Consider the following 18,757-nt stretch of genomic DNA (forward strand, 5'->3'; position numbering starts at 1 on the left):
AGATGTGTATAAGAGACAGCCGCACCACCGGCCACCAGCGCGCAGCCCTCCTCGTCCTGCTCACCGCCAGCTTCACCCTCGCCGTCGACTTCTCCATCCTCAACGTCGCCCTGCCCGCCATCGGCACCGACATCGGACTCGGCATCAGCCACCTGCAATGGATCGCCACCGTCTTCGCCCTCTGCTCCGCCGGATTCACCCTCCTGATGGGACGCGTCGCCGACATCACCGGCCGCCGCCGCACCTTCCTCGCCGGCATGATCCTGCTCGGCGCCGGCTCACTGACCGGCGGCCTCGCCACCACCCCCACCATCCTGCTCGCCGCACGCGCAGCCCAGGGCCTCGCCACCGCCACCGTCGTCCCCGCCGCCCTCGCCCTGCTCATCGGCACCTTCACCGAAGGACCCGCCCGCGACAAGGCACTCGGCCTGAACGGCTCCCTCATGGCCGCCGGATTCACCACCGGCGCCATCCTCGGCGGCCTCCTGACCGACCTGCTGTCCTGGCGCTGGGCCTTCCTCATCAACGTCCCCATCGCCGTCGCCGTACTCGCCACCGCCCCGATCGTGCTCCAGGAGAGCCGAGCCCACGAACGCACCCGCCTCGACATCCCCGGCGCCCTCACCGCCACCCTCGCCCTGCTCGCCCTCGTCCACGGCCTCACCCACGCCGCCGAGACCACCTGGACCGACCCCGTCACCCTCGCGGCGCTCGCGGCCGCCGTCGTGCTGCTGGCGGTGTTCGTCGCCGTGGAACGGGCCGTCCCCGTCCCTCTCGTGCCGCTGCGGATGCTCACGCGGCCGAGCGTGGCCTGGGGGAACGTCGCGGGGCTCCTCGCGTTCGCCACGGAGACGTCGCTGGTCTTCCTCCTGACCATCTACCTGCAGAAGGTGCTCGGCTACACGCCGCTGGCGGCCGGTCTCTCGTTCGCCGTCCTGGGCCTGGGGACCGTCCTGGGCGGGCTGGCGGGCCCGAAGGTGATCGCGCGCTTCGGCAGCAGGACCGCGATCGTCGGCGGGTTCCTCCTGCAGGCCGCGGCGACGCTGCCGCTGGTCCTGATCTCCGCGGCGGCTGGCTCGATCTGGCTCGTCCTCGTGGCCACGTTCGCCGGCGGTGTCGCGAATCTCGTGGTCATCGTCGGCTTCATGGTCACGGCCACGGCCGACGTCCCGGCGAGCGAGCACGGCCTGGCGACCGGCCTGACCACGATGAGCCAGCAGGTGGGCATCGCCCTGGGCACCCCGGTGATGAGTGCCGTCCTGACGGCCGTGGCGCTCGGGGCGGCGCCCGGCCCGGGGACGACGACGGTGCTGGACGGGGTCACGGCGGCGATCTGGGTCAACGGCGGTGCGTGCGTCGCCGCCGCCGCGGCGGTGGGCATCTTCCTGCGCCGGCGTGCCCGGGCGTGACCTGGTGCCGGTCACGTCGCACGTCAGCTGACGACGCCGAGCTCCCGCAGCTCGCGGCGCAGCGCGCCGGTCCCGGTGAAGCGGATCGCGTGGAAGCCGGTCTCACGCGCGGCGTCCACGTTCTCCTGCTTGTCGTCGACGAACACGGCACGTGCCGGGTCGACGTCGAACCGGGCGGCGAGGAGTTCGTAGATGCGCCGGTCGGGCTTGGCGAGCCCGACCCGGCCGGACACGACGACGTCGTCGAGCAGCCCGATGGCGGGTGCGGCGGGTTCGGCGTGCCGGAAGGTCTCGGCCGACCAGTTCGTCAGGCCGTACAGCCGCAGGCCGAGTGCGGCCAGGTCCGCGACGAGCCTCTCGCTGCCGGGGACCGGGCCGGTGAGGGTGTCGGCGTACCGCTCGACGTACACGGCCAGGTCCGCCGTGCGGTGGGGGTGGGTGCGGTCGAGCTGGGCCATGATGTCCGCGAACGTCCGCCCGGCGTCGGCCTCATGGTTGAGGGCGGCGAACCCGACCTCCTCGAAGAAGGCGTCGACGTCGCCGGTGCTCCAGGCGCGGCCCGTCGCGTCGGTGTGGTCCCGGTAGGCGGCGTACGGGTCCCAGCCGACCAGGACGTTGCCGAGGTCGAGGACGACGGTGTCGATCGCGCTCCGGTTCACAGCATCTCCTCCGGGTCCAGCCTGATACGTGCGCTGCCACGTTCTCGCCGTGCCGATCGTACGGCCATGGACGCACGCAGCCGGCGGGCGAGCTCGTCACCCTGGTCGAGCGGCACACGCAGCACCGTACGTACCGGGCGGACCACGTCCAGCAGCTCCGGCGTGGCGGCCTGGCGGGCCCGGCCACCCGTCCCCGGGTCCGGCCCGCGGCGCGCCGGGGCGGGTGACGGGTCCTCCACCTCGACGGGACCGAGCACGTTCTGACCGGTCAGCCCGACTCGTTCGACGACCGCACCCACCGCGTCCCGGTCGCCGGTTACCGCGGCGACCCGGACGGCGGGCGGCAGGCCGAGGGCCGTGCGTTCCTCGAGCTCGCGGGCGGCGAACCCGCCCGGGTCCCAGCGCACGAGGGCCTGGCTGGGTCCCGGCGCGCCGTCACCGACCAGGAGCACCTGGCCGTCGGGCCGCGCCAGCGCCGCGGCGGCGAGCCACCGGCCCAGCGCCTCGGTCCCGGCGGCCAGGTGCGTACCACCGGACATGACCGCGGCGTCCAGCAGGAGCACGGCGGCGTAGCCGCCGCTCGCGACGGGCTCGGCACCCGGGGTGGCCACGACCAGGGCGGGTTCGCCCGGGACGGTGTCCAGCACGCCGGTGGGCGCCGAGGCGGCCGAGAGCCGCACCGGAACTCCCGTGAAGGCGCGGCCGAGCTCCTCGGCCGTGCGGGCCGACCCGACACGCACGGACCTCAGCCCCGTCCAGCCGCACTCGGTGCACGACCAGCCGCCGGCCATCCTGCCGCACCAGGTGCACTGCGGGGAGGCGTCGGCCCGCGGCAGGCCGAGCGGGCCGTGACAGGTGGCGCAGCGCGCCGCGGTACGGCAGCGGGAACAGGCCACCACCGGCAGGTAGCCGCCGCGAGGTACCTGGACCAGCACCGGACCGTGCCGGAGGGCATCCCGGGCGGCGCGCCAGGCCACCGACGGCAGCCGGGCGGCGGCCGCCGCGCCGTCGCGGGCGAGCTCCACGGACGTGAGGGCCCGCACACGGGGCGTGTGCGCGCGCAGCATGGCCCGGGCCGGCGCGAGCTCGCGCGCCCACCCGCTCGCGAGCATCCCCTGGGCCTGGACGGTGCGGCCGGGGGCGCCGAGCAGGAATGCGGCGCCCGCCTGCTCGGCACGGATCGCGAGCACGTCGCGGGCGTGCGGGTAGGGCGCGTGCGGCTCGCAGAGCGTCTCCTCGCCGTCGCCCCACAGCACCACCAGTCCCAGGTCCTGGACCGGCGCGAACATCGCCGCACGTGTTCCGACGACGACGCCGGCCTCACCACGCAGCGCGGCCAGGTAGGCGCGGTAGCGGGGCGCGGGGCCGTCGTCGGCGATGAGCCTGACGTGTCCGCCCGCTCCGGCGAGGATGCCGGCGGCGTCCAGCGCCGCGCGCACGCGTGCCACGTCACGCCCGTCGGGAACCACGACCAGCGCACCGCGTCCCCCCGCCACGCACGCCGTGACGGCGGCGGCGACCGCCGTCGCCCAGCGGGGCACCGGAACCCCCGTGCCCGAACCGGAGGCAGGGATCGTGTCGTCGGCGCCGGGCAGCGCGGACCACACGGCTCGTGGCGCGGCACCGCCGAGCACCCGGCGCAGGAACGCCTCACCACCCTCGTAGGGCGCCCACGCGGAGGTTCCCGTGCCACCCGGGTCCGTGGACCAGTTCCCGGCCGGGCCGTCCTCGCCGCCCTCGGGCCCCACGCCGTTCTCGGCGTCCTCCTCCTGGCCCCCGGAGGGCGCCTTGCTCGCGGAGGGCGTCTCGCTCGCGGAGGCCGCTGCGGCGGCCTCCCGCTCGACACGGGCGTGCCGGGGCGGCACCGCGAGCCGCAGCACATCGGCCAGGGTTCCGCCGTAGCGGGCGGCCACTGCCCGGCACAGCCTCAGAACGTGCGGCGTCAGCACCTGCTCGGGGGACACGACACGCTTGAGCGGCACGAGACGCCCGTCGTGGTCGGACTCGGCCAGGCGTGCCACGACGAACCCGGCGACCTCCTGACGCCCGAACCGCGCCTTGACCCGCACCCCGGGCTGCGCCTCGCCATCCATGGATGCCGGCACGAGATAGTCGTACGGCCGGTCCAGGTGTGCCGGCTGCAGGTCGAGAGCCAGGCGCGCCACGGGCAGCCGCGCGGCGATCGGCACCCCGCCGGTCTCCGCGCCTGCCTCGGCCGACGACCGCGCCGGGGACGACCGCTTGCCCGGTCGGGCGCCGCCGCGAGGGGGCGCCGTCACGGCAGCCCCCTCGAGCCCGGGAAGTGCGTCCTGATCCACGGGTGCTATCCCACCACGACTGACCGACACCACGACTGACCGACATCACGACTGACCGCTGTCACGGCCCGCCCGCCGTGCCGTTCACACCGCCGAGCGCAGCGCCTCCACCCGGTCGGTCCGCTCCCACGTGAAGCCCGGCAGGTCGCGGCCGAAATGACCGTAGGTGGCCGTCCTGCGGTAGATGGGCCGCAACAGGTCCAGATCGCGCGTGATCGCCGCGGGACGCAGGTCGAACACCTCGCGGATGGCCGCCTCGATCCGGGCGGTGGGAACCGTCTCGGTCCCGAAGGTCTCCACGTACAGACCCACCGGGTGGGCCTTGCCGATCGCGTACGCCACCTGTACCTCGCACCGGCGCGCCAGCCCGGCAGCGACCACGTTCTTGGCCACCCACCGCATCGCGTACGCGGCCGACCGGTCCACCTTCGAGGGGTCCTTCCCGGAGAACGCGCCGCCGCCGTGCCGCGCCATCCCGCCGTAGGTGTCCACGATGATCTTGCGCCCCGTCAGTCCCGCATCACCCTGCGGGCCACCGACGACGAACTTCCCCGTCGGGTTCACGATCAGCCGCGCGTCGGCCACCTGCAGCCCGGACTCGGCCGCCGCGTGCGCCAGCACGGGCCCGATCACCTTCTCCGAGACCTCGCGGGTCAGCTTCTCCTGCACCACGTCCGGGTCGTGCTGGGTGGACAGCACGACCGTGTCCACCGCCACGGCACGGTCGCCGTCGTACCCGACGGTCACCTGCGTCTTGCCGTCCGGCCGCAGGCCCAGCAGCTCACCCGACTTGCGCACGGCCGCCAGCCGCTCCGACAGGCGGTGCGCCAGCCAGATCGGCAACGGCATCAGCGAGGGCGTCTCGTCCGACGCGTACCCGAACATCAGCCCCTGGTCGCCCGCACCCTGCACGTCCAGCGGGTCGTCGGTGACACCCGGGCCGGAGGAATCGTCCCGGCCCTCCAGCGACTTGTCCACGCCCTGGGCGATGTCCGGGCTCTGCTGCCCGATCGACACCGACACCCCGCACGAGTCCGCGTCGAACCCGATCGCGCTGGAGGTGTAACCGATCGAGCGCACCACGTCCCGCACGATCTGCGGGATCTCGACGTACGCCTCGGTGGTCACCTCACCGGCCACGTGCACGAGCCCGGTGGTCACCATCGTCTCCACCGCGACCCGAGAGGCAGGGTCCTGCTCGAGCAGGGCGTCCAGGATCGCGTCGGAGATCTGATCACACACCTTGTCGGGGTGCCCCTCGGTCACGGACTCCGAGGTGAACAGACGCAGATCGCTCATGGACACCAGACTACGGTCTCATCACGCGAATGCCGACATCCGGCAGTTGAGACGCCGCTCACCCCGCACGCCACGAGTGGCCGGGCGAAAACGCTGCTGCGGCAACCTGCCACGACGACGGCCGGACCGGCCGTCGGTCGCTCTTCGTCGGCCGCTCTCGGTCAGCCGCCCCTCGTCACGACCGCGTCTTGAGCACCGCGTCCCACACGGCGTCGGCCACCACGCGCTTGGACCCCTCCGCCCGGGCCACCACCTCACCCGCACCGTCCAGCACCGTCACCTCGTTCGACGTCGTGCCGAAACCCTGCTGCTCCCCCACGGCGTTCACCACCAGCAGGTCGGCGCCCTTGCGCCGCGCCTTGCGCCGCCCGTGCTCCAGCACGCCTGCCTGCGCGTCCCCGGTCTCGGCCGCGAAACCCACCACGAGCTGTCCGGGACGACGCCGCTCGCGGGCCAGGCCGGCGAGGATGTCGGGGTTCTCCACGAGCCGGATCGGTTCGGGGTGGCGCCCGGCGACCTTCTTGATCTTCGCCTCGGGAACCGTCTCGGGACGGAAGTCCGCGACGGCGGCCGCCATGACCACGACGTCGGCCGCCGCGGCCGCCGCGTGCACGGCGTCGGCCAGCTGTGCGGTGGTGCCCACGGGCACGACGGTCACGTCCGGCGCTCCGGGTGGGGCGGGGGTCAGCGGTTCCAGCACGGACGGGTCGATGTTCGCGGCCACGAGGGTGACGTGCGCGCCGCGGGCGGCGGCCGCGGCGGCCAGGGCCACGCCCTGGCGCCCGCTGGACCGGTTGCCGATGAACCGCACCGGGTCGATGGGCTCGCGGGTCCCGCCGGCGGAGACGACGACGTTCCGGCCGGCCAGGTCGCGGCCTGCGCCGGCCGGGGCGCCGGTGATCACGCCGAGCGCCTCACGGGCGATGTCCTCGGGTTCGGGCAGGCGCCCGGGGCCGGTGTCCTTGCCGGTGAGGCGGCCGCTGGCGGGCTCGATGACGTGCACGCCGCGTTCCCGCAGCGTGGCCACGTTGGCGCGGGTGGCCGGGTGCTCCCACATCTCGGTGTGCATGGCGGGAGCCATGACCACGGGGCAGCGGGCGGTGAGCAGGGTGCTGGTGAGCAGGTCGTCGCTGCGGCCGGCCGCGGCACGCGCGAGCAGGTCGGCGGTGGCGGGGGCGACGACGACCAGGTCGGCGCCCTGGCCGAGTGCGACGTGCTGGACGCCGGGTACGTCGTCGAACACCTCGGTGGTGACCGGCTCGCCGGACAGGGCCTCGAACGTGGGGGCTCCGACGAACCTCAGGGCCGCCCGGGTCGGGATCACGCGGACCGCGTGCCCCTGCTCACGCAGCAGGCGCAGCAGGAGGACGGCCTTGTAGGCGGCGATGCCGCCGCTGACGCCCAGCAGGATGCGCATGCGTGTGACCTCGGTGGTGGGGCTCGGGTGGTGGGGGCCGGCCGGCCGGTCGTGCCGGTCCGGCCGGTGCCTCAGCCCGGGAACTCGGGCAGGGCCTGGGCCGCCTCGGCCTCGGCCTGCTTGCGTGCCTCCACCTCGGCGGGGTCGACCTCTTCGATGGTCAGGAGGCCCTGGTTGATCTCGCGCATGGCGATGGACAGGGGCTTCTCCTGGTTGCGGGCCTCCACGAGCGGGCCGACGTTCTCCAGCAGGCCCTCGTTGAGCTGGGAGTAGTACGCGTTGATCTGGCGGGCACGCTTGGACGCGTACAGCACCAGGCCGTACTTGGACTCGGTGTGGGCGAGCAGCTCGTCGATCGGCGGGTCGGTGATGCCCTCGGGCCGTGCGACGGATCCAGCCATGATGCAGCTCCAGGAAGTTAGGGGTTACGGGAAAAGTCCGCAGGACAGTCTACCTGCCCGCGGGGCGGCCGGGCGGGCCGGGATGCCGCGCCGGTGATACCGGCGCGGATCGTGGGCGGGTGCCCGGCCGGGGTCACGCCCCGGACGGCGGGCCGTCGCGGGGCGTGCACGCGGGTCAGGGCTCACCGGCCGCCCGGTGGGTGGCCACGGCGTGGGGGCGCGCGGCGTCCGCGGACTGCGGCCGCCGGCGGTGTCCGGGCGAGCAGTGCGCGGCCACCACGGACATGAGCTCGTCGGTGGCGCGGTGCACCTCGTCGTTGACGATGGTGACGTCGAACTCGCTCTCCGCGGCCAGCTCGACGTGCGCGGTGCGCAGCCGGCGGTCGCGTTCCTCGGCGTCCTCGGTGCCGCGTCCCACGAGCCGGCGTTCGAGCTCGGCGAAGCTGGGCGGGGCGAGGAACACGAAGCATGCGTCGAGGCCGTCCATCGCCTGGACGGCCTCGCGCACCTGCCGCGCCCCCTGGAGGTCGATCTCCAGGAGCACCGGCACACCTGCCCTGAGCTTCTCCTCGACGGGGCCGCGGGGCGTGCCGTACCGGTTCCTCCCGTGGACGACGGCCCATTCGAGCATCTCGCCCGCCCGGACCAGCCGGTCGAACTCCTCGTGGCTCACGAACCGGTAGTGGACGCCGTCCACCTCGCCGGGGCGTGGCGACCGCGTGGTCGCCGACACCGAGAGCCACACCTGCGGGTACCGTTCGCGCACGTCCGCGGACACGGTCCCCTTGCCGACTGCCGTCGGCCCGGCCAGAACTGTCAGCCGGGCGGGGGTTGTGGTGGAAATTTCAGCCGAACCTCTCGATCAGGGCCGCGGACTGGTGCGGCCCCAGGCCGCGCACGCGGCGCGTCTCGGCGATCCCGATCTCCTCCATGATCGCCTTCGCCTTCACCTTACCCACTCCGGGCATGGACTCCAGCAGTGAGACGACCTTGAGCTTGCCGACGACGTCGTCCGTCTGGCCCTTCTCGATGACCTCCTTGAGGGAGCCCTGCGAGTACTTCAGCTTGTTCTTGATCTCGGCGCGCACACGCCGGGCTTCGGCCGCCTTCTCGAGTGCGGCCGCACGCTGCTCGGGGGTGAGGGGAGGGAGTGCCACGCAAGTCACCTACTCAGGTTGTGGACGGTTGGCCCGTCCGTGGGTCTTTCCAGACTGCTGCCTCGAAAGTAGTCATGACTTCCCTGGTCGGCAATCCAGAACCCCCCGCGTGGCGCACATTTCCGCAAGCCTTCACGTCTACCGAACACCCCATCAAGAGCATTTCACCGTAAAGGGTATGCAGAATGTGCCAAAAGTCCTGGTCGCTGACCTGTCAACCCCCAACGACGTGACAGCGATGTGACATCCGTCACAGGATACGGGTTTTCCCTGAGGTCGGCGGTCGTGCAGCCTGCCCGGATGTGCGTGCCCGGCACAGCTCACCGGCACCGCCCACCGGCGCATCCACCGGCCACCGGCCGGCGTCCGGCGTACGGCGTACGGCACGACACCCCCGGGACCTGTGCGGTCCCGGGGGTGTCGGAGGGCGTGAGCTCAGCCGCGCAGGGCGCGGGTGGCGTCCTCGGCGGCCTGCCGGGCCGCTGCCCGCAGGTCGTGGGGCGCCGGCCCGGCGCGCAGGATCCCCCGGGAGGAGGAGGCCAGCACGCGACCGCGTGCGCGGCCGAAGGTGGTGGCCAGTTCCTTCTCCCCCGCGCCCTGCGCGCCCACGCCCGGGGCGAGCAGGGGCCCGTTGACGGCGTCCAGGTCGGTGCCGGTGGAGGTGACCGCGTCCCCGATGGTCGCGCCCACGACCAGACCCACCGAGCCCATCGGCGCGGCCCCGGCGTTGACCGCGGCCGCGTGGGCGGCCACGACCGCGGCCACCGTGGCGGAGGGTGGCGTGGCGGAGGGTGGCGTGTCCGACGACGCGCCGGACGGTGCCGGCGTCACGCCGTCGCCCGTCATGGTGGGGGGTGTCGCGCCGGTGCGTGCGTGCTGCACCTCGGGCCCCTCCTTGTTGGAGGTCAGGCACAGCACGAACAGGCCGCGCCCGGTCGCCTCGGCCAGGTTCACCGCAGGCTCCAGGGATCCGAACCCGAGGTACGGGGAGACGGTCAGCGCGTCACCGGCCAGCGGTGAACCGTCACGCAGGAACGCGTCGGCGTACGCGGACATGGTCGAGCCGATGTCGCCGCGCTTGGCGTCCACGATCGTGAGCGTGCCGGCCGCCCGGGCGGCCGCGAGGGTGTCCTCCAGGGCGGCCACCCCGGCCGACCCGTGCCGCTCGTAGAACGCGGCCTGCGGCTTGAACGCGGCCACCTGCCCGCCCAGCGCGTCAACGACCCGCAGCGAGAACTCCCGCACTCCCGCGGCGGAGTCCTCCAGTCCCCAGGCCTGCAGCAGCGTGGCGTGCGGGTCGATCCCCACGCACAGCGGACCGTGGGCATCCATGGCCCCGGCAAGCCGCGCGCCGAACGGCACCGGACTCGCGCCGCCGCCACTTCCTGCCGGGGTGGTGCCGACGGCTGCCCCCCCGGCCGGGGTGCGGCTCATACCAGCACCTCCCGTACCGGCTGCCGGCCCGCGTCCCCGGAGTCCCCCGGCTTCACGGCATCCCTGCCCGCCTGCCGTGCTCGCGTCTGGGCCGTGTGCTCCTGCAGGCTGGCCACGGCGAACGGCCCGCCACGAACCGCCTCGATGCCCTGAACGGCAGCGGCAAGCTGGTCGACGGTCGTCACGATCGGGCGGTCCGCGGCGGTGGTAGCCGCGCGGATCTCGTACCCGTCGGCGCGGGCGCCCTGCCCCGACGGGGAGTTGACCACCAGGTCCACCTGTCCGTCCAGGATCAGATCCACGATCGTCGGCTCGCCCTGAGGGCCCTGACCGGCCGAGTACTTGCGCACCACCTGCGCCTCGATGCCGTTGCGTCGCAGCACGGTGGCCGTTCCCGCGGTGGCCAGCACGGTGAACCCGATCTCGGCCAGCCGCTTGACCGGGAACACCACGTGCCGCTTGTCACGGTCGGCCACCGACACGAACACCGTGCCCGAGGTCGGCAGCCCCCCGTAGGCGGCCGCCTGCGACTTCGCGAACGCGTGCGGGAAGTCGTCGTCGAAGCCCATCACCTCACCGGTGGACCGCATCTCCGGGCCCAGCACCGTGTCCACCACGATGCCCTCACGGGTGCGGAACCGCTTGAACGGCAGCACCGCCTCCTTCACCGCCAGCGGCGCCTCCAGGTCGAGCGTGCCGCCATCGCCCGTGGCGGGCAGCAGCCCGTCCGCACGCAGTGCGGCGATGCTGTCGCCGACCATCACCCGGGCGGCGGCCTTCGCCAGCGACGTACCGGTCGCCTTGGACACGAACGGCACGGTGCGCGACGCACGCGGGTTGGCCTCCAGCACATACAGCACGTCCGAGACCAGCGCGTACTGCACGTTCAGCAGCCCGCGCACCCCCACACCCCGTGCGATGGCCTCGGTGGAACGCCGGATGCGCTCGATCTCCGCCTCCGACAGCGACACCGGCGGCAGCACGCACGCCGAGTCCCCCGAGTGGATCCCGGCCTCCTCGATGTGTTCCATGACACCGCCGAGGAACAGCTCCTGCCCGTCGAACAGGGCGTCGACGTCGATCTCCATCGCATCGTCCAGGAACCGGTCGATCAGCAGCGGTGCGGGCAGCGTGCCCGGCACGCCCGCCGCCGTCGCCTCCTGCAACGCCCGCTCCACGTACTCGGCCAGCTGATCGCCGTGGTACACGATCTCCATGCCACGCCCGCCCAGCACGTACGACGGACGCACCAGCACCGGATACCCGATCCGCTCGGCCACCTCGCGTGCCTGCCCGAGCGTCCGCGCCGTGCCGAACGCCGGAGCCGGCAGGCCGGCGTCCTGCAGCACCTGCCCGAACACGCCACGGTCCTCGGCAGCGTCGATCGCCTCCGGGCTCGTGCCCAGGATCGGCAGGCCCGCGTCCGCCAGCCGCTGCGCCAGCCCCAACGGCGTCTGCCCGCCCAACTGGACGACGACGCCCTTGACGGGCCCCGCGGCGGCCTCGGCCTGATACACCTCCAGCACGTCCTCGAACGTCAGCGGCTCGAAGTACAGCCGGTCGGAGGTGTCGTAGTCCGTGGAGACCGTCTCCGGGTTGCAGTTGACCATCACCGTCTCGTACCCGGCCTCCGCCAGCGCCAGCGTGGCGTGCACGCACGAGTAGTCGAACTCGATGCCCTGCCCGATGCGGTTGGGCCCCGACCCCAGGATGATGACCGCCTCACGCTCACGCGGCGCCACCTCCGACTCCTGGTCGTAGGACGAGTAGTGGTACGGCGTGGTGGCGGCGAACTCCGCCGCGCACGTGTCCACCGTCTTGAACACCGGCCGCACACCCAGCGCACGACGCACCTCACGCACCGTCGCCTCACCCGAGGGGCCCATGTTCCGCAGCCGCGCGATCTGCACGTCCGACAGACCGTGCCGCTTGGCCTCCCGCAGCACGCCGGCCGTCAGCGTCGGGCTCGCAGCCACGGCGGCCGCCTGCTCGTTGACCAGCAGGATCTGATCCAGGAACCACGGGTCGATGCCGGTAGCGGCATACACCTGATCGACCAGCTCGGCAGGCTCCACCCCACCCGGACCGCCCGCCGCCCGCAACACCTGCTGCACCGCGACCAGACGCGACTCGGTGGGCCGCCGGATCTCCTCCAGCAGCTTCACCAGCTCCTGCCCCGCCGGCGGCGCCCCGTCCCAGTGGAACGCCACCCCGCCCTTGTCGATCGACCGCAACGCCTTGCCCAGCGCCTCGGTGAAGTTGCGGCCCAGCGCCATCGCCTCACCGACCGACTTCATCGTCGTGGTCAGCGTGTCGTCCGCCGCGGGGAACTTCTCGAACGCGAACCGCGGCACCTTCACCACCACGTAGTCCAGCGTCGGCTCGAACGAAGCCGGCGTGACCCGGGTGATGTCGTTCGGGATCTCGTCCAGCGTGTACCCGACCGCGAGCTTCGCGGCGATCTTCGCGATCGGGAACCCCGTCGCCTTGGACGCCAGCGCCGAGGAACGCGACACCCGCGGGTTCATCTCGATGACGATCACCCGCCCGGTGGCCGGGTCCACCGCGTACTGGATGTTGCAGCCGCCGGTGTCCACCCCCACCTCACGGATCACGGCGATACCGATGTCCCGCAGATGCTGGTACTCCCGGTCCGTGAGCGTCATCGCCGGAGCCACCGTCACCGAGTCACCCGTGTGCACACCCACCGCGTCCACGTTCTCGATCGAGCAGACCACCACGACGTTGTCGTGCTTGTCCCGCATCAGCTCCAGCTCGTACTCCTTCCACCCCAGGATCGACTCCTCCAGGAGCACCTCCGTGGTGGGCGAGTAGTGCAGCCCCTGCCCCACGATCCGCCGCAGGTCCGCCTCGTCGTAGGCCAGACCCGAACCCAGGCCACCCATCGTGAACGACGGACGCACCACCATCGGATACCCGAGCACCTCCGCGGCCGCGATCGCCTCCTCCACCGAGTGCACGATCTCGCTGCGCGCCGACTCCCCGCCGCACCGCTCCACGACCCGCTTGAACTGCTCACGATCCTCACCCTTCTGGATCGCGGGAATGTTCGCACCGATCAGCTCCACGTCGTGCTCGGCCAGCACCCCGGCCTCGTCCAGCGCGATCGCCGCGTTCAACGCCGTCTGACCACCCAGCGTCGGCAGCAGCGCATCCGGCCGCTCCTTCGCGATGATCGACGTCAGCACCTCCGTGGTGATCGGCTCCACGTACGTCGCGTCCGCGAACTCCGGGTCCGTCATGATCGTGGCCGGGTTGGAGTTGACCAGGACGACCCGCAGGCCCTCCTCCTTCAGCACCCGGCACGCCTGGGTACCGGAGTAGTCGAACTCGCACGCCTGACCGATCACGATCGGGCCCGACCCGATCACCAGGACCGAAGAGATGTCGTTCCGGCGGGGCATCAGAGGTTCTCCTCGGTCTCGTCGACAACAGAATCAGCAGCGGTCCCACACGAACCAGCCGGCTGCGCGGCACCCCCACCCGGCGGAGCCAGACGCGGCGGCCAGTCACCCGGATCCGTCAGCAGCCCCACGAACCGGTCGAACAGATACGCCGCATCGTGCGGCCCGGCCGCCGCCTCCGGGTGGTACTGCACCGAGAACGCCGGCAGGTCCAGGCACATCAGCCCCTCCACGACCTGATCGTTCAACCCCACGTGCGAGACCACCACACGCCCGTACCGTCCCTCACCGTGCGGCGCCACCGACACCGCCGGCGCACCCGACCCGTCCACCACCGGCGCATCCACCGCGAACCCGTGGTTGTGCGCCGTCACCTCCACCTTCCCCGTCGTACGGTCCTGCACCGGCTGGTTGATCCCCCGGTGCCCGTACCCCAGCTTGAACGTCCCGAACCCGAGCGCCCGCCCCAGGATCTGGTTGCCGAAACAGATCCCGAAGAACGGAATCCGCCGGTCCAGCACCTCCCGCAGCAGCCCGACCTCGTGCTCCGCCGCATCCGGATCCCCCGGACCGTTGGAGAAGAACACCCCCCGCGGCGCACCCTCGGGCAGCTCCCCGAACGCCGCCAGCACGTCCTCGATCGACGAACGCTGCGGCACCACCACCACACGCACCCCACGCTCCGCCAGCCGCCGCGGCGTCATCGACTTGATCCCCAGATCCACCGCGACCACCGTCGCCACCGGAACCCGGCCCGCGAACTCACCCGACGGCTCCACCACATACGCCTGCTCCGTGGACACCTCCGGCGCCAGATTCGCACCCGCCATCTGCGGAGACGCCACGACCTGCGCCACCAGATCCGTCACCGGGCGCTCGCGGACCGCCCCCGACGGCCCCTGCTCGAACAGAGCGTCGCCCGAGAAGATCCCGGCCCGCATCACGCCCTCCTCCCGCAGCCGCCGCGTCAGCGCCCGCGTGTCCAGGCCGCTGACCCCCACGACGCCCTGCGCCGCGAGCTCCTCGTCCAGGGACCGGCGAGCACGCCAGTTGGACACACGTCGCGCCGGGTCGCGCACCACGTACCCGGACACCCAGATGCGGCCCGACTCCGGGTCCTCGTCGTTCACGCCCGTGTTCCCCACGTGCGGTGCCGTCATCACCACGATCTGGCGGTGGTAGGACGGGTCCGTCAGCGTCTCCTGGTAGCCGGTCATCCCCGTGGAGAACACCAGTTCCCCGAAGGTCGACCCCGTCGCGCCGTAGGCCCGGCCCGCGAACGTGCTGCCGTCCTCCAGGACGAGCACGGCAGGCGTGAACCCGGCCGCCGGCCCCGTCGTCGCCTCGGTCGCCGGACCGGTCGCCGGCTCAGTCGTCGGCTCAGTTGTCGTCGTCATCGAAAGTTCCCCCGGTGGTGCTGGGTGTCTGAAGATCCTGTGTGTTGTCGTCCTGCGCCGTGTCGTCCCGCGTCCCGGGCTTCCCGGTCGCGGTCAGATGGCGGACCGCGTCCACGAGGGCACCGCGATCGGTGGCATGACGGGTCCGCAGCCCCGCGTCGAGAAGCACCGGTCCGCCCTCGCCGGACACGGCCCACGACACCACGACCAGCCCGTCCGCGCCCACATACTTGCCCGCCATCCCCGGAGCCAGCTGCGCCGAGCGGATCGCGGAGACCGGGAGCCACACGTCCCGGGACCCGTCACGTTCCACGAGCACGCCCGAGTCCAGCACGGTCACACGCGCCAGGGCCCGATCGCCCAGCTGATGCGCACCGACCCGAGCCAGCCAGTCACCGTGCAACGTGCTCGACACGTACGTCGCCTCGACCGGGCCGAACAGCGGCACCGGCCCTGTCGTCAGCGTGCCGTCCAGCCAGGCCGCGACCTCCGCCGGAACGGCCGGCGGCTGCGGAACCACCTCCCTGGTGCGCGACGCCAGCCGCCGGCGTCCCGTCAGCACCAGATACAGCAGCACCAGACCGAGCACGACCCAGATCGCCACCGCCACGGGCATCGGAAGGTTCACGAGGCCACCGCCTCGGTCTCGCCCACCCGGCCGGCCAGGCCGGACCCGTCTTCCCCACCCGCGTCCACCGGCACGCCACCGAGCACCGTCGCCCGGCCCCGCAGGAACGTCGCCACCACCACGCCCGGCAGCTCCATCCCCTCCAGCGGAGTGTTCGCACTCGCCGTGACCTGCTGGGCACCCCGCACCGTGCGCGACGCCGCCGGATCCACCAGCGTCACGTTCGCCGGCTCCCCCACGCCCACTCCACGACCCTGCGCGGCAGGCCCCGCGTCGATCCGCCCGATCCGCGCCGGCGCCTGCGACAGCACCCGCGCCACGTCAGCCCACGACATCCGGCCGGTGTCCACCATCGTGGCCTGCACCACCGACAGCGCCGTCTCCAGCCCCGTCATCCCGAACGCCGCCGCGGCCCACTCGCAGTCCTTGTCCTCCACCGGATGCGGCGCGTGATCCGTGGCCACGATGTCGATCGTGCCGTCGGCCAGCCCCTCGCGCACCGCCTCCACGTCACCTTCAGTCCGCAACGGCGGATTCACCTTGAACCGCGCGTCGTAGGACCGCGCCCGCTCGTCGGTCAGCAGCAGATGGTGCGGCGTCACCTCCGCCGTCACCTCCACCCCCCGCGACTTCGCCCACCGCACGATCTCCACGCTGCGCGCCGTGGACAGATGGCACACGTGCAACCGCGACCCCACATGCTCGGCCAGCAGCACGTCCCGCGCGATGATCGACTCCTCCGCCACCGCCGGCCACCCCGCCAGCCCCACCTCGGAGGACACCACACCCTCGTTCATCTGAGCGCCCTCGGTCAGCCGCGGCTCCTGCGCATGCTGGGCCACCACGCCGTCGAACGCCTTCACGTACTCCAGCGCCCGCCGCATCAGCACCGGATCGTGCACACACTTCCCGTCATCGGAGAAGACCCGCACCCCGGCCGCCGAATCCGCCATCGCGCCCAGCTCCGCGAGGCGCTCGCCGCCCAGGCCCACGGTCACCGCGCCGACCGGCCGCACGTCGACCCAGCCGGCGTCCCGCCCGAGCCGCCACACCTGTTCCACGACCCCGGCCGTGTCCTGGGTGGGTGTCGTGTTCGCCATCGCGTGCACGGCGGTGAAGCCGCCGGCCGCGGCGGCACGGGTGCCGGAGCACACCGTCTCGGCGTCCTCCCGGCCCGGCTCACGCAGGTGCGTGTGCAGGTCGACGAGGCCCGGCAGGAGGATCAGCCGGTTCTCGCCGTCGATCTCGACGACGCCGGGGTCCGTGTCCGACGACGGCGTCGCGCTGCCCGGAGCGCCGAGATGGGTGATCCGCCCACCGTCGAGGACGACGTCGGCGGGCTCCCCGCCCAGTGGGCGTACCCCGCGAAGTACGTAGGTGGTGGTCACAGGCTGGTCCTCTCGTCGTCGGCGGTGTCGCTGCCCGCCAGCAGCAGGTACAGGGATGCCATGCGGACCGCGATACCGTTCGCGACCTGCTCCACGATCACCGACCGCGGGTGGTCGGCGGCGTCGGCGCTGATCTCCAGACCCCGGTTCATGGGTCCGGGGTGCATGACGATCGCGTGGCCGGGAAGCCGGGACAGGCGCTGGGAGCCGAGCCCGAACTTGCGGCTGTACTCCCGCGCGCTCGGGAAGAACGCGCCACCCGCGCCACCACTCATCCGCTCCCGCTGCACACGCAGCATCATCACCGCGTCGGGCGACGCCTGCTCGATCGTCTCATCGAGGTTGTACGACACCTCGCACGGCCACGTCTCGACCCCGACGGGCAGCAGCGTCGGCGGCGCGACCAGCGTGACCTGGGCGCCGAGCGTGTGCAGCAGGTGCACGTTCGACCGCGCCACCCGCGAGTGCAGCACGTCACCGACGATCGCGACCCGCAGCCCGGCCAGGTCCGTGCCCTCGGTCCCGGCGTCCGAGCCGGCACCCACCAGATGGCGCCGGATCGTGAACGCGTCCAGCAGCGCCTGGGTGGGATGCTGGTGCATCCCGTCACCGGCGTTCAGCACCGCCGCGTCCAGCCAGCCGGCATGCGCCAGCATGTGCGGCGCACCCGACGCCTGATGCCGCACGACGACGGCGTCCGCGCCCATCGCGTGCAACGTCAGCGCCGTGTCCTTCAGGGACTCGCCCTTGGACACGCTCGACCCCTTGGCCGAGAAGTTGATGACGTCCGCCGACAGCCGCTTCGCGGCGGTCTCGAACGAGATCCGCGTCCGCGTGGAGTCCTCGTAGAAGAGATTCACCACGGTCCGCCCCCGCAGCGTGGGAAGCTTCTTCATCTCCCGTGACTGCGTGGCCGCCATCTGCGCGGCCGTGTCCAGCAACAGGACGGCGTCGTCCTTGGCGAGGTCCGCGGTGGACAGCAGATGTCTCATCGGGTGCCCTCCCCGTTCCCGGACCCACCGGACGGGCGTTCCCCGTTCCCGGGCGAACCTGCGCCCGCCTGCTCACCGATCGTGACCGAGTCCTCCCCGTCGGTCTCCGTCAGCCGCACACTCACGCGCTCCGACCGGGAGGTGGGCAGGTTCTTGCCCACGAAATCCGCACGGATCGGCAGCTCACGATGCCCGCGGTCCACCAGGGCGGCCAACTGCACGGCACGCGGCCGGCCGACATCGTTCAGCGCGTCCAGGGCGGCACGGATCGTACGACCGGAGAACAGCACGTCGTCGACCAGCACCACCGTGCGGCCGTCGATGCTGCCCGGGACACGCGTCGCACCGACGGCGCGAGTGGGCTGCTGGCGCAGGTCGTCGCGATACATCGTCACGTCGAGCTCGCCCACCGCACCGGCGTCGTACGTGGGCTCGACCGCGGCGAGACGCTCCGCGAGACGACGAGCCAGCGGGACACCACGGGTAGGGATGCCGAGCAGGACGACCTCGGCCGCACCCTTGTTGCGCTCGGCGATCTCGTGCGCGATCCGCGTCAACGCACGGGAGATGTCCGGAGCTTCGAGAACCGTGGTTCCCCTCGGGTGCACGCCCGGCCCGTTTTCGGGCACAGCAGCGCTAGGACTCATCTTCATGGCCTCCTTTTCCGCCTCACCGGACGGACTTAAAGGGAGTCTGACACCGCCACCATATCCCGCCACAGGGACACCAGAACGCCCCTCACCACGATGCGGCGAGCGGCATTCCTCACACCGCTCAGCCGGTCACACCGCTCAGCCCTCACACCACCGGACCCGCCCCGTACACCGCCGCAG

The 18,757-nt window shown here is 72.6% G+C and carries 15 protein-coding genes; 1 reads left to right on the plus strand and 14 read right to left on the minus strand.

Annotation, left to right across the window (positions count from 1 at the left end; genetic code table 11):
* Positions 1-2: 2 nt before the first annotated feature.
* Positions 3-1,409 carry an MFS transporter gene (locus HGK34_RS20060; protein ID WP_201850765.1) on the plus strand — a complete coding sequence of 469 codons (1,407 nt, stop codon included), beginning with the start codon at positions 3-5 and terminating at the stop codon, positions 1,407-1,409.
* 23 nt (positions 1,410-1,432) lie between these two features.
* Here HGK34_RS20060 and HGK34_RS20065 read toward each other — a convergent pair whose 3' ends face one another.
* The 14 genes from HGK34_RS20065 to pyrR form a co-directional block, all read right to left on the minus strand.
* Positions 1,433-2,068 carry an HAD family hydrolase gene (locus tag HGK34_RS20065; protein WP_201850767.1) on the minus strand — a complete coding sequence of 212 codons (636 nt, stop codon included), beginning with the start codon at positions 2,066-2,068 and terminating at the stop codon, positions 1,433-1,435.
* Positions 2,065-4,386: a primosomal protein N' gene (locus HGK34_RS20070; RefSeq protein WP_307816129.1), complete on the minus strand. Its 2,322-nt coding sequence runs from the start codon at positions 4,384-4,386 to the stop codon at positions 2,065-2,067. Before HGK34_RS20070 ends, HGK34_RS20065 begins: the two co-directional genes overlap by 4 nt.
* Before the next feature lie 84 nt (positions 4,387-4,470).
* Complete coding sequence (gene metK / locus HGK34_RS20075) at positions 4,471-5,685, minus strand: methionine adenosyltransferase (RefSeq protein WP_201850769.1); 1,215 nt, start codon at positions 5,683-5,685, stop codon at positions 4,471-4,473.
* A 175-nt stretch (positions 5,686-5,860) separates the two neighbouring features.
* Entirely contained in the window at positions 5,861-7,177 is a 1,317-nt protein-coding gene (coaBC, locus tag HGK34_RS20080; RefSeq protein WP_504739212.1) for a bifunctional phosphopantothenoylcysteine decarboxylase/phosphopantothenate--cysteine ligase CoaBC, read from the minus strand.
* A complete protein-coding gene (rpoZ, locus tag HGK34_RS20085; RefSeq protein ID WP_192861544.1) occupies positions 7,174-7,503 on the minus strand; it encodes a DNA-directed RNA polymerase subunit omega in 330 nt (109 codons plus the stop codon). The genes coaBC and rpoZ overlap by 4 nt, the downstream gene beginning before the upstream one ends.
* Before the next feature lie 175 nt (positions 7,504-7,678).
* On the minus strand, positions 7,679-8,347 hold the full coding sequence (gene gmk / locus HGK34_RS20090; RefSeq protein ID WP_201850796.1) for a guanylate kinase: 669 nt from the start codon (positions 8,345-8,347) through the stop codon (positions 7,679-7,681).
* A 1-nt stretch (position 8,348) separates the two neighbouring features.
* On the minus strand, positions 8,349-8,660 hold the full coding sequence (gene mihF / locus HGK34_RS20095; protein ID WP_201850773.1) for an integration host factor, actinobacterial type: 312 nt from the start codon (positions 8,658-8,660) through the stop codon (positions 8,349-8,351).
* 435 nt (positions 8,661-9,095) lie between these two features.
* Positions 9,096-9,992, minus strand: coding sequence for an orotidine-5'-phosphate decarboxylase (gene pyrF, locus HGK34_RS20100; RefSeq protein WP_244666987.1), 897 nt, complete (start codon positions 9,990-9,992; stop codon positions 9,096-9,098).
* Positions 9,993-10,090: 98 nt separating this feature from the next.
* Complete coding sequence (gene carB, locus HGK34_RS20105) at positions 10,091-13,519, minus strand: carbamoyl-phosphate synthase large subunit (RefSeq protein WP_201850784.1); 3,429 nt, start codon at positions 13,517-13,519, stop codon at positions 10,091-10,093.
* The gene (gene carA, locus HGK34_RS20110) at positions 13,519-14,916 is read right to left on the minus strand and encodes a glutamine-hydrolyzing carbamoyl-phosphate synthase small subunit (protein WP_201850786.1); all 1,398 of its coding nucleotides are present in this window, start codon (positions 14,914-14,916) and stop codon (positions 13,519-13,521) included. The genes carB and carA overlap by 1 nt, the downstream gene beginning before the upstream one ends.
* Positions 14,900-15,544: a PH-like domain-containing protein gene (locus tag HGK34_RS20115; protein ID WP_201850788.1), complete on the minus strand. Its 645-nt coding sequence runs from the start codon at positions 15,542-15,544 to the stop codon at positions 14,900-14,902. Before HGK34_RS20115 ends, carA begins: the two co-directional genes overlap by 17 nt.
* Positions 15,541-16,932 (minus strand): dihydroorotase, encoded by a 1,392-nt coding sequence (locus tag HGK34_RS20120; protein ID WP_201850790.1) that lies wholly within the window; start codon positions 16,930-16,932, stop codon positions 15,541-15,543. Before HGK34_RS20120 ends, HGK34_RS20115 begins: the two co-directional genes overlap by 4 nt.
* Positions 16,929-17,924, minus strand: a complete 996-nt coding sequence (locus tag HGK34_RS20125; protein WP_201850792.1) for an aspartate carbamoyltransferase catalytic subunit — start codon at positions 17,922-17,924, stop codon at positions 16,929-16,931. The genes HGK34_RS20120 and HGK34_RS20125 overlap by 4 nt, the downstream gene beginning before the upstream one ends.
* Complete coding sequence (pyrR, locus tag HGK34_RS20130; protein ID WP_201850803.1) at positions 17,921-18,571, minus strand: bifunctional pyr operon transcriptional regulator/uracil phosphoribosyltransferase PyrR; 651 nt, start codon at positions 18,569-18,571, stop codon at positions 17,921-17,923. Before pyrR ends, HGK34_RS20125 begins: the two co-directional genes overlap by 4 nt.
* Between the last annotated feature and the right edge of the window lie 186 nt (positions 18,572-18,757).

Source organism: Myceligenerans indicum, assembly GCF_016742955.1.
Taxonomy (GTDB): domain Bacteria; phylum Actinomycetota; class Actinomycetes; order Actinomycetales; family Cellulomonadaceae; genus Myceligenerans; species Myceligenerans indicum.

Coding starts and splice junctions, on each gene's coding strand:
- rpoZ (WP_192861544.1), bottom strand. CDS start 7,503: ATGGCTGGATCCGTCGCACGGCCCGAGGGCATCACCGACCCGCCGATC.
- HGK34_RS20125 (WP_201850792.1), bottom strand. CDS start 17,924: ATGAGACATCTGCTGTCCACCGCGGACCTCGCCAAGGACGACGCCGTC.
- carB (WP_201850784.1), bottom strand. CDS start 13,519: ATGCCCCGCCGGAACGACATCTCTTCGGTCCTGGTGATCGGGTCGGGC.
- pyrR (WP_201850803.1), bottom strand. CDS start 18,571: ATGAGTCCTAGCGCTGCTGTGCCCGAAAACGGGCCGGGCGTGCACCCG.
- HGK34_RS20060 (WP_201850765.1), top strand. CDS start 3: ATGTGTATAAGAGACAGCCGCACCACCGGCCACCAGCGCGCAGCCCTC.
- metK (WP_201850769.1), bottom strand. CDS start 5,685: ATGAGCGATCTGCGTCTGTTCACCTCGGAGTCCGTGACCGAGGGGCAC.
- carA (WP_201850786.1), bottom strand. CDS start 14,916: ATGACGACGACAACTGAGCCGACGACTGAGCCGGCGACCGGTCCGGCG.
- pyrF (WP_244666987.1), bottom strand. CDS start 9,992: ATGGATGCCCACGGTCCGCTGTGCGTGGGGATCGACCCGCACGCCACG.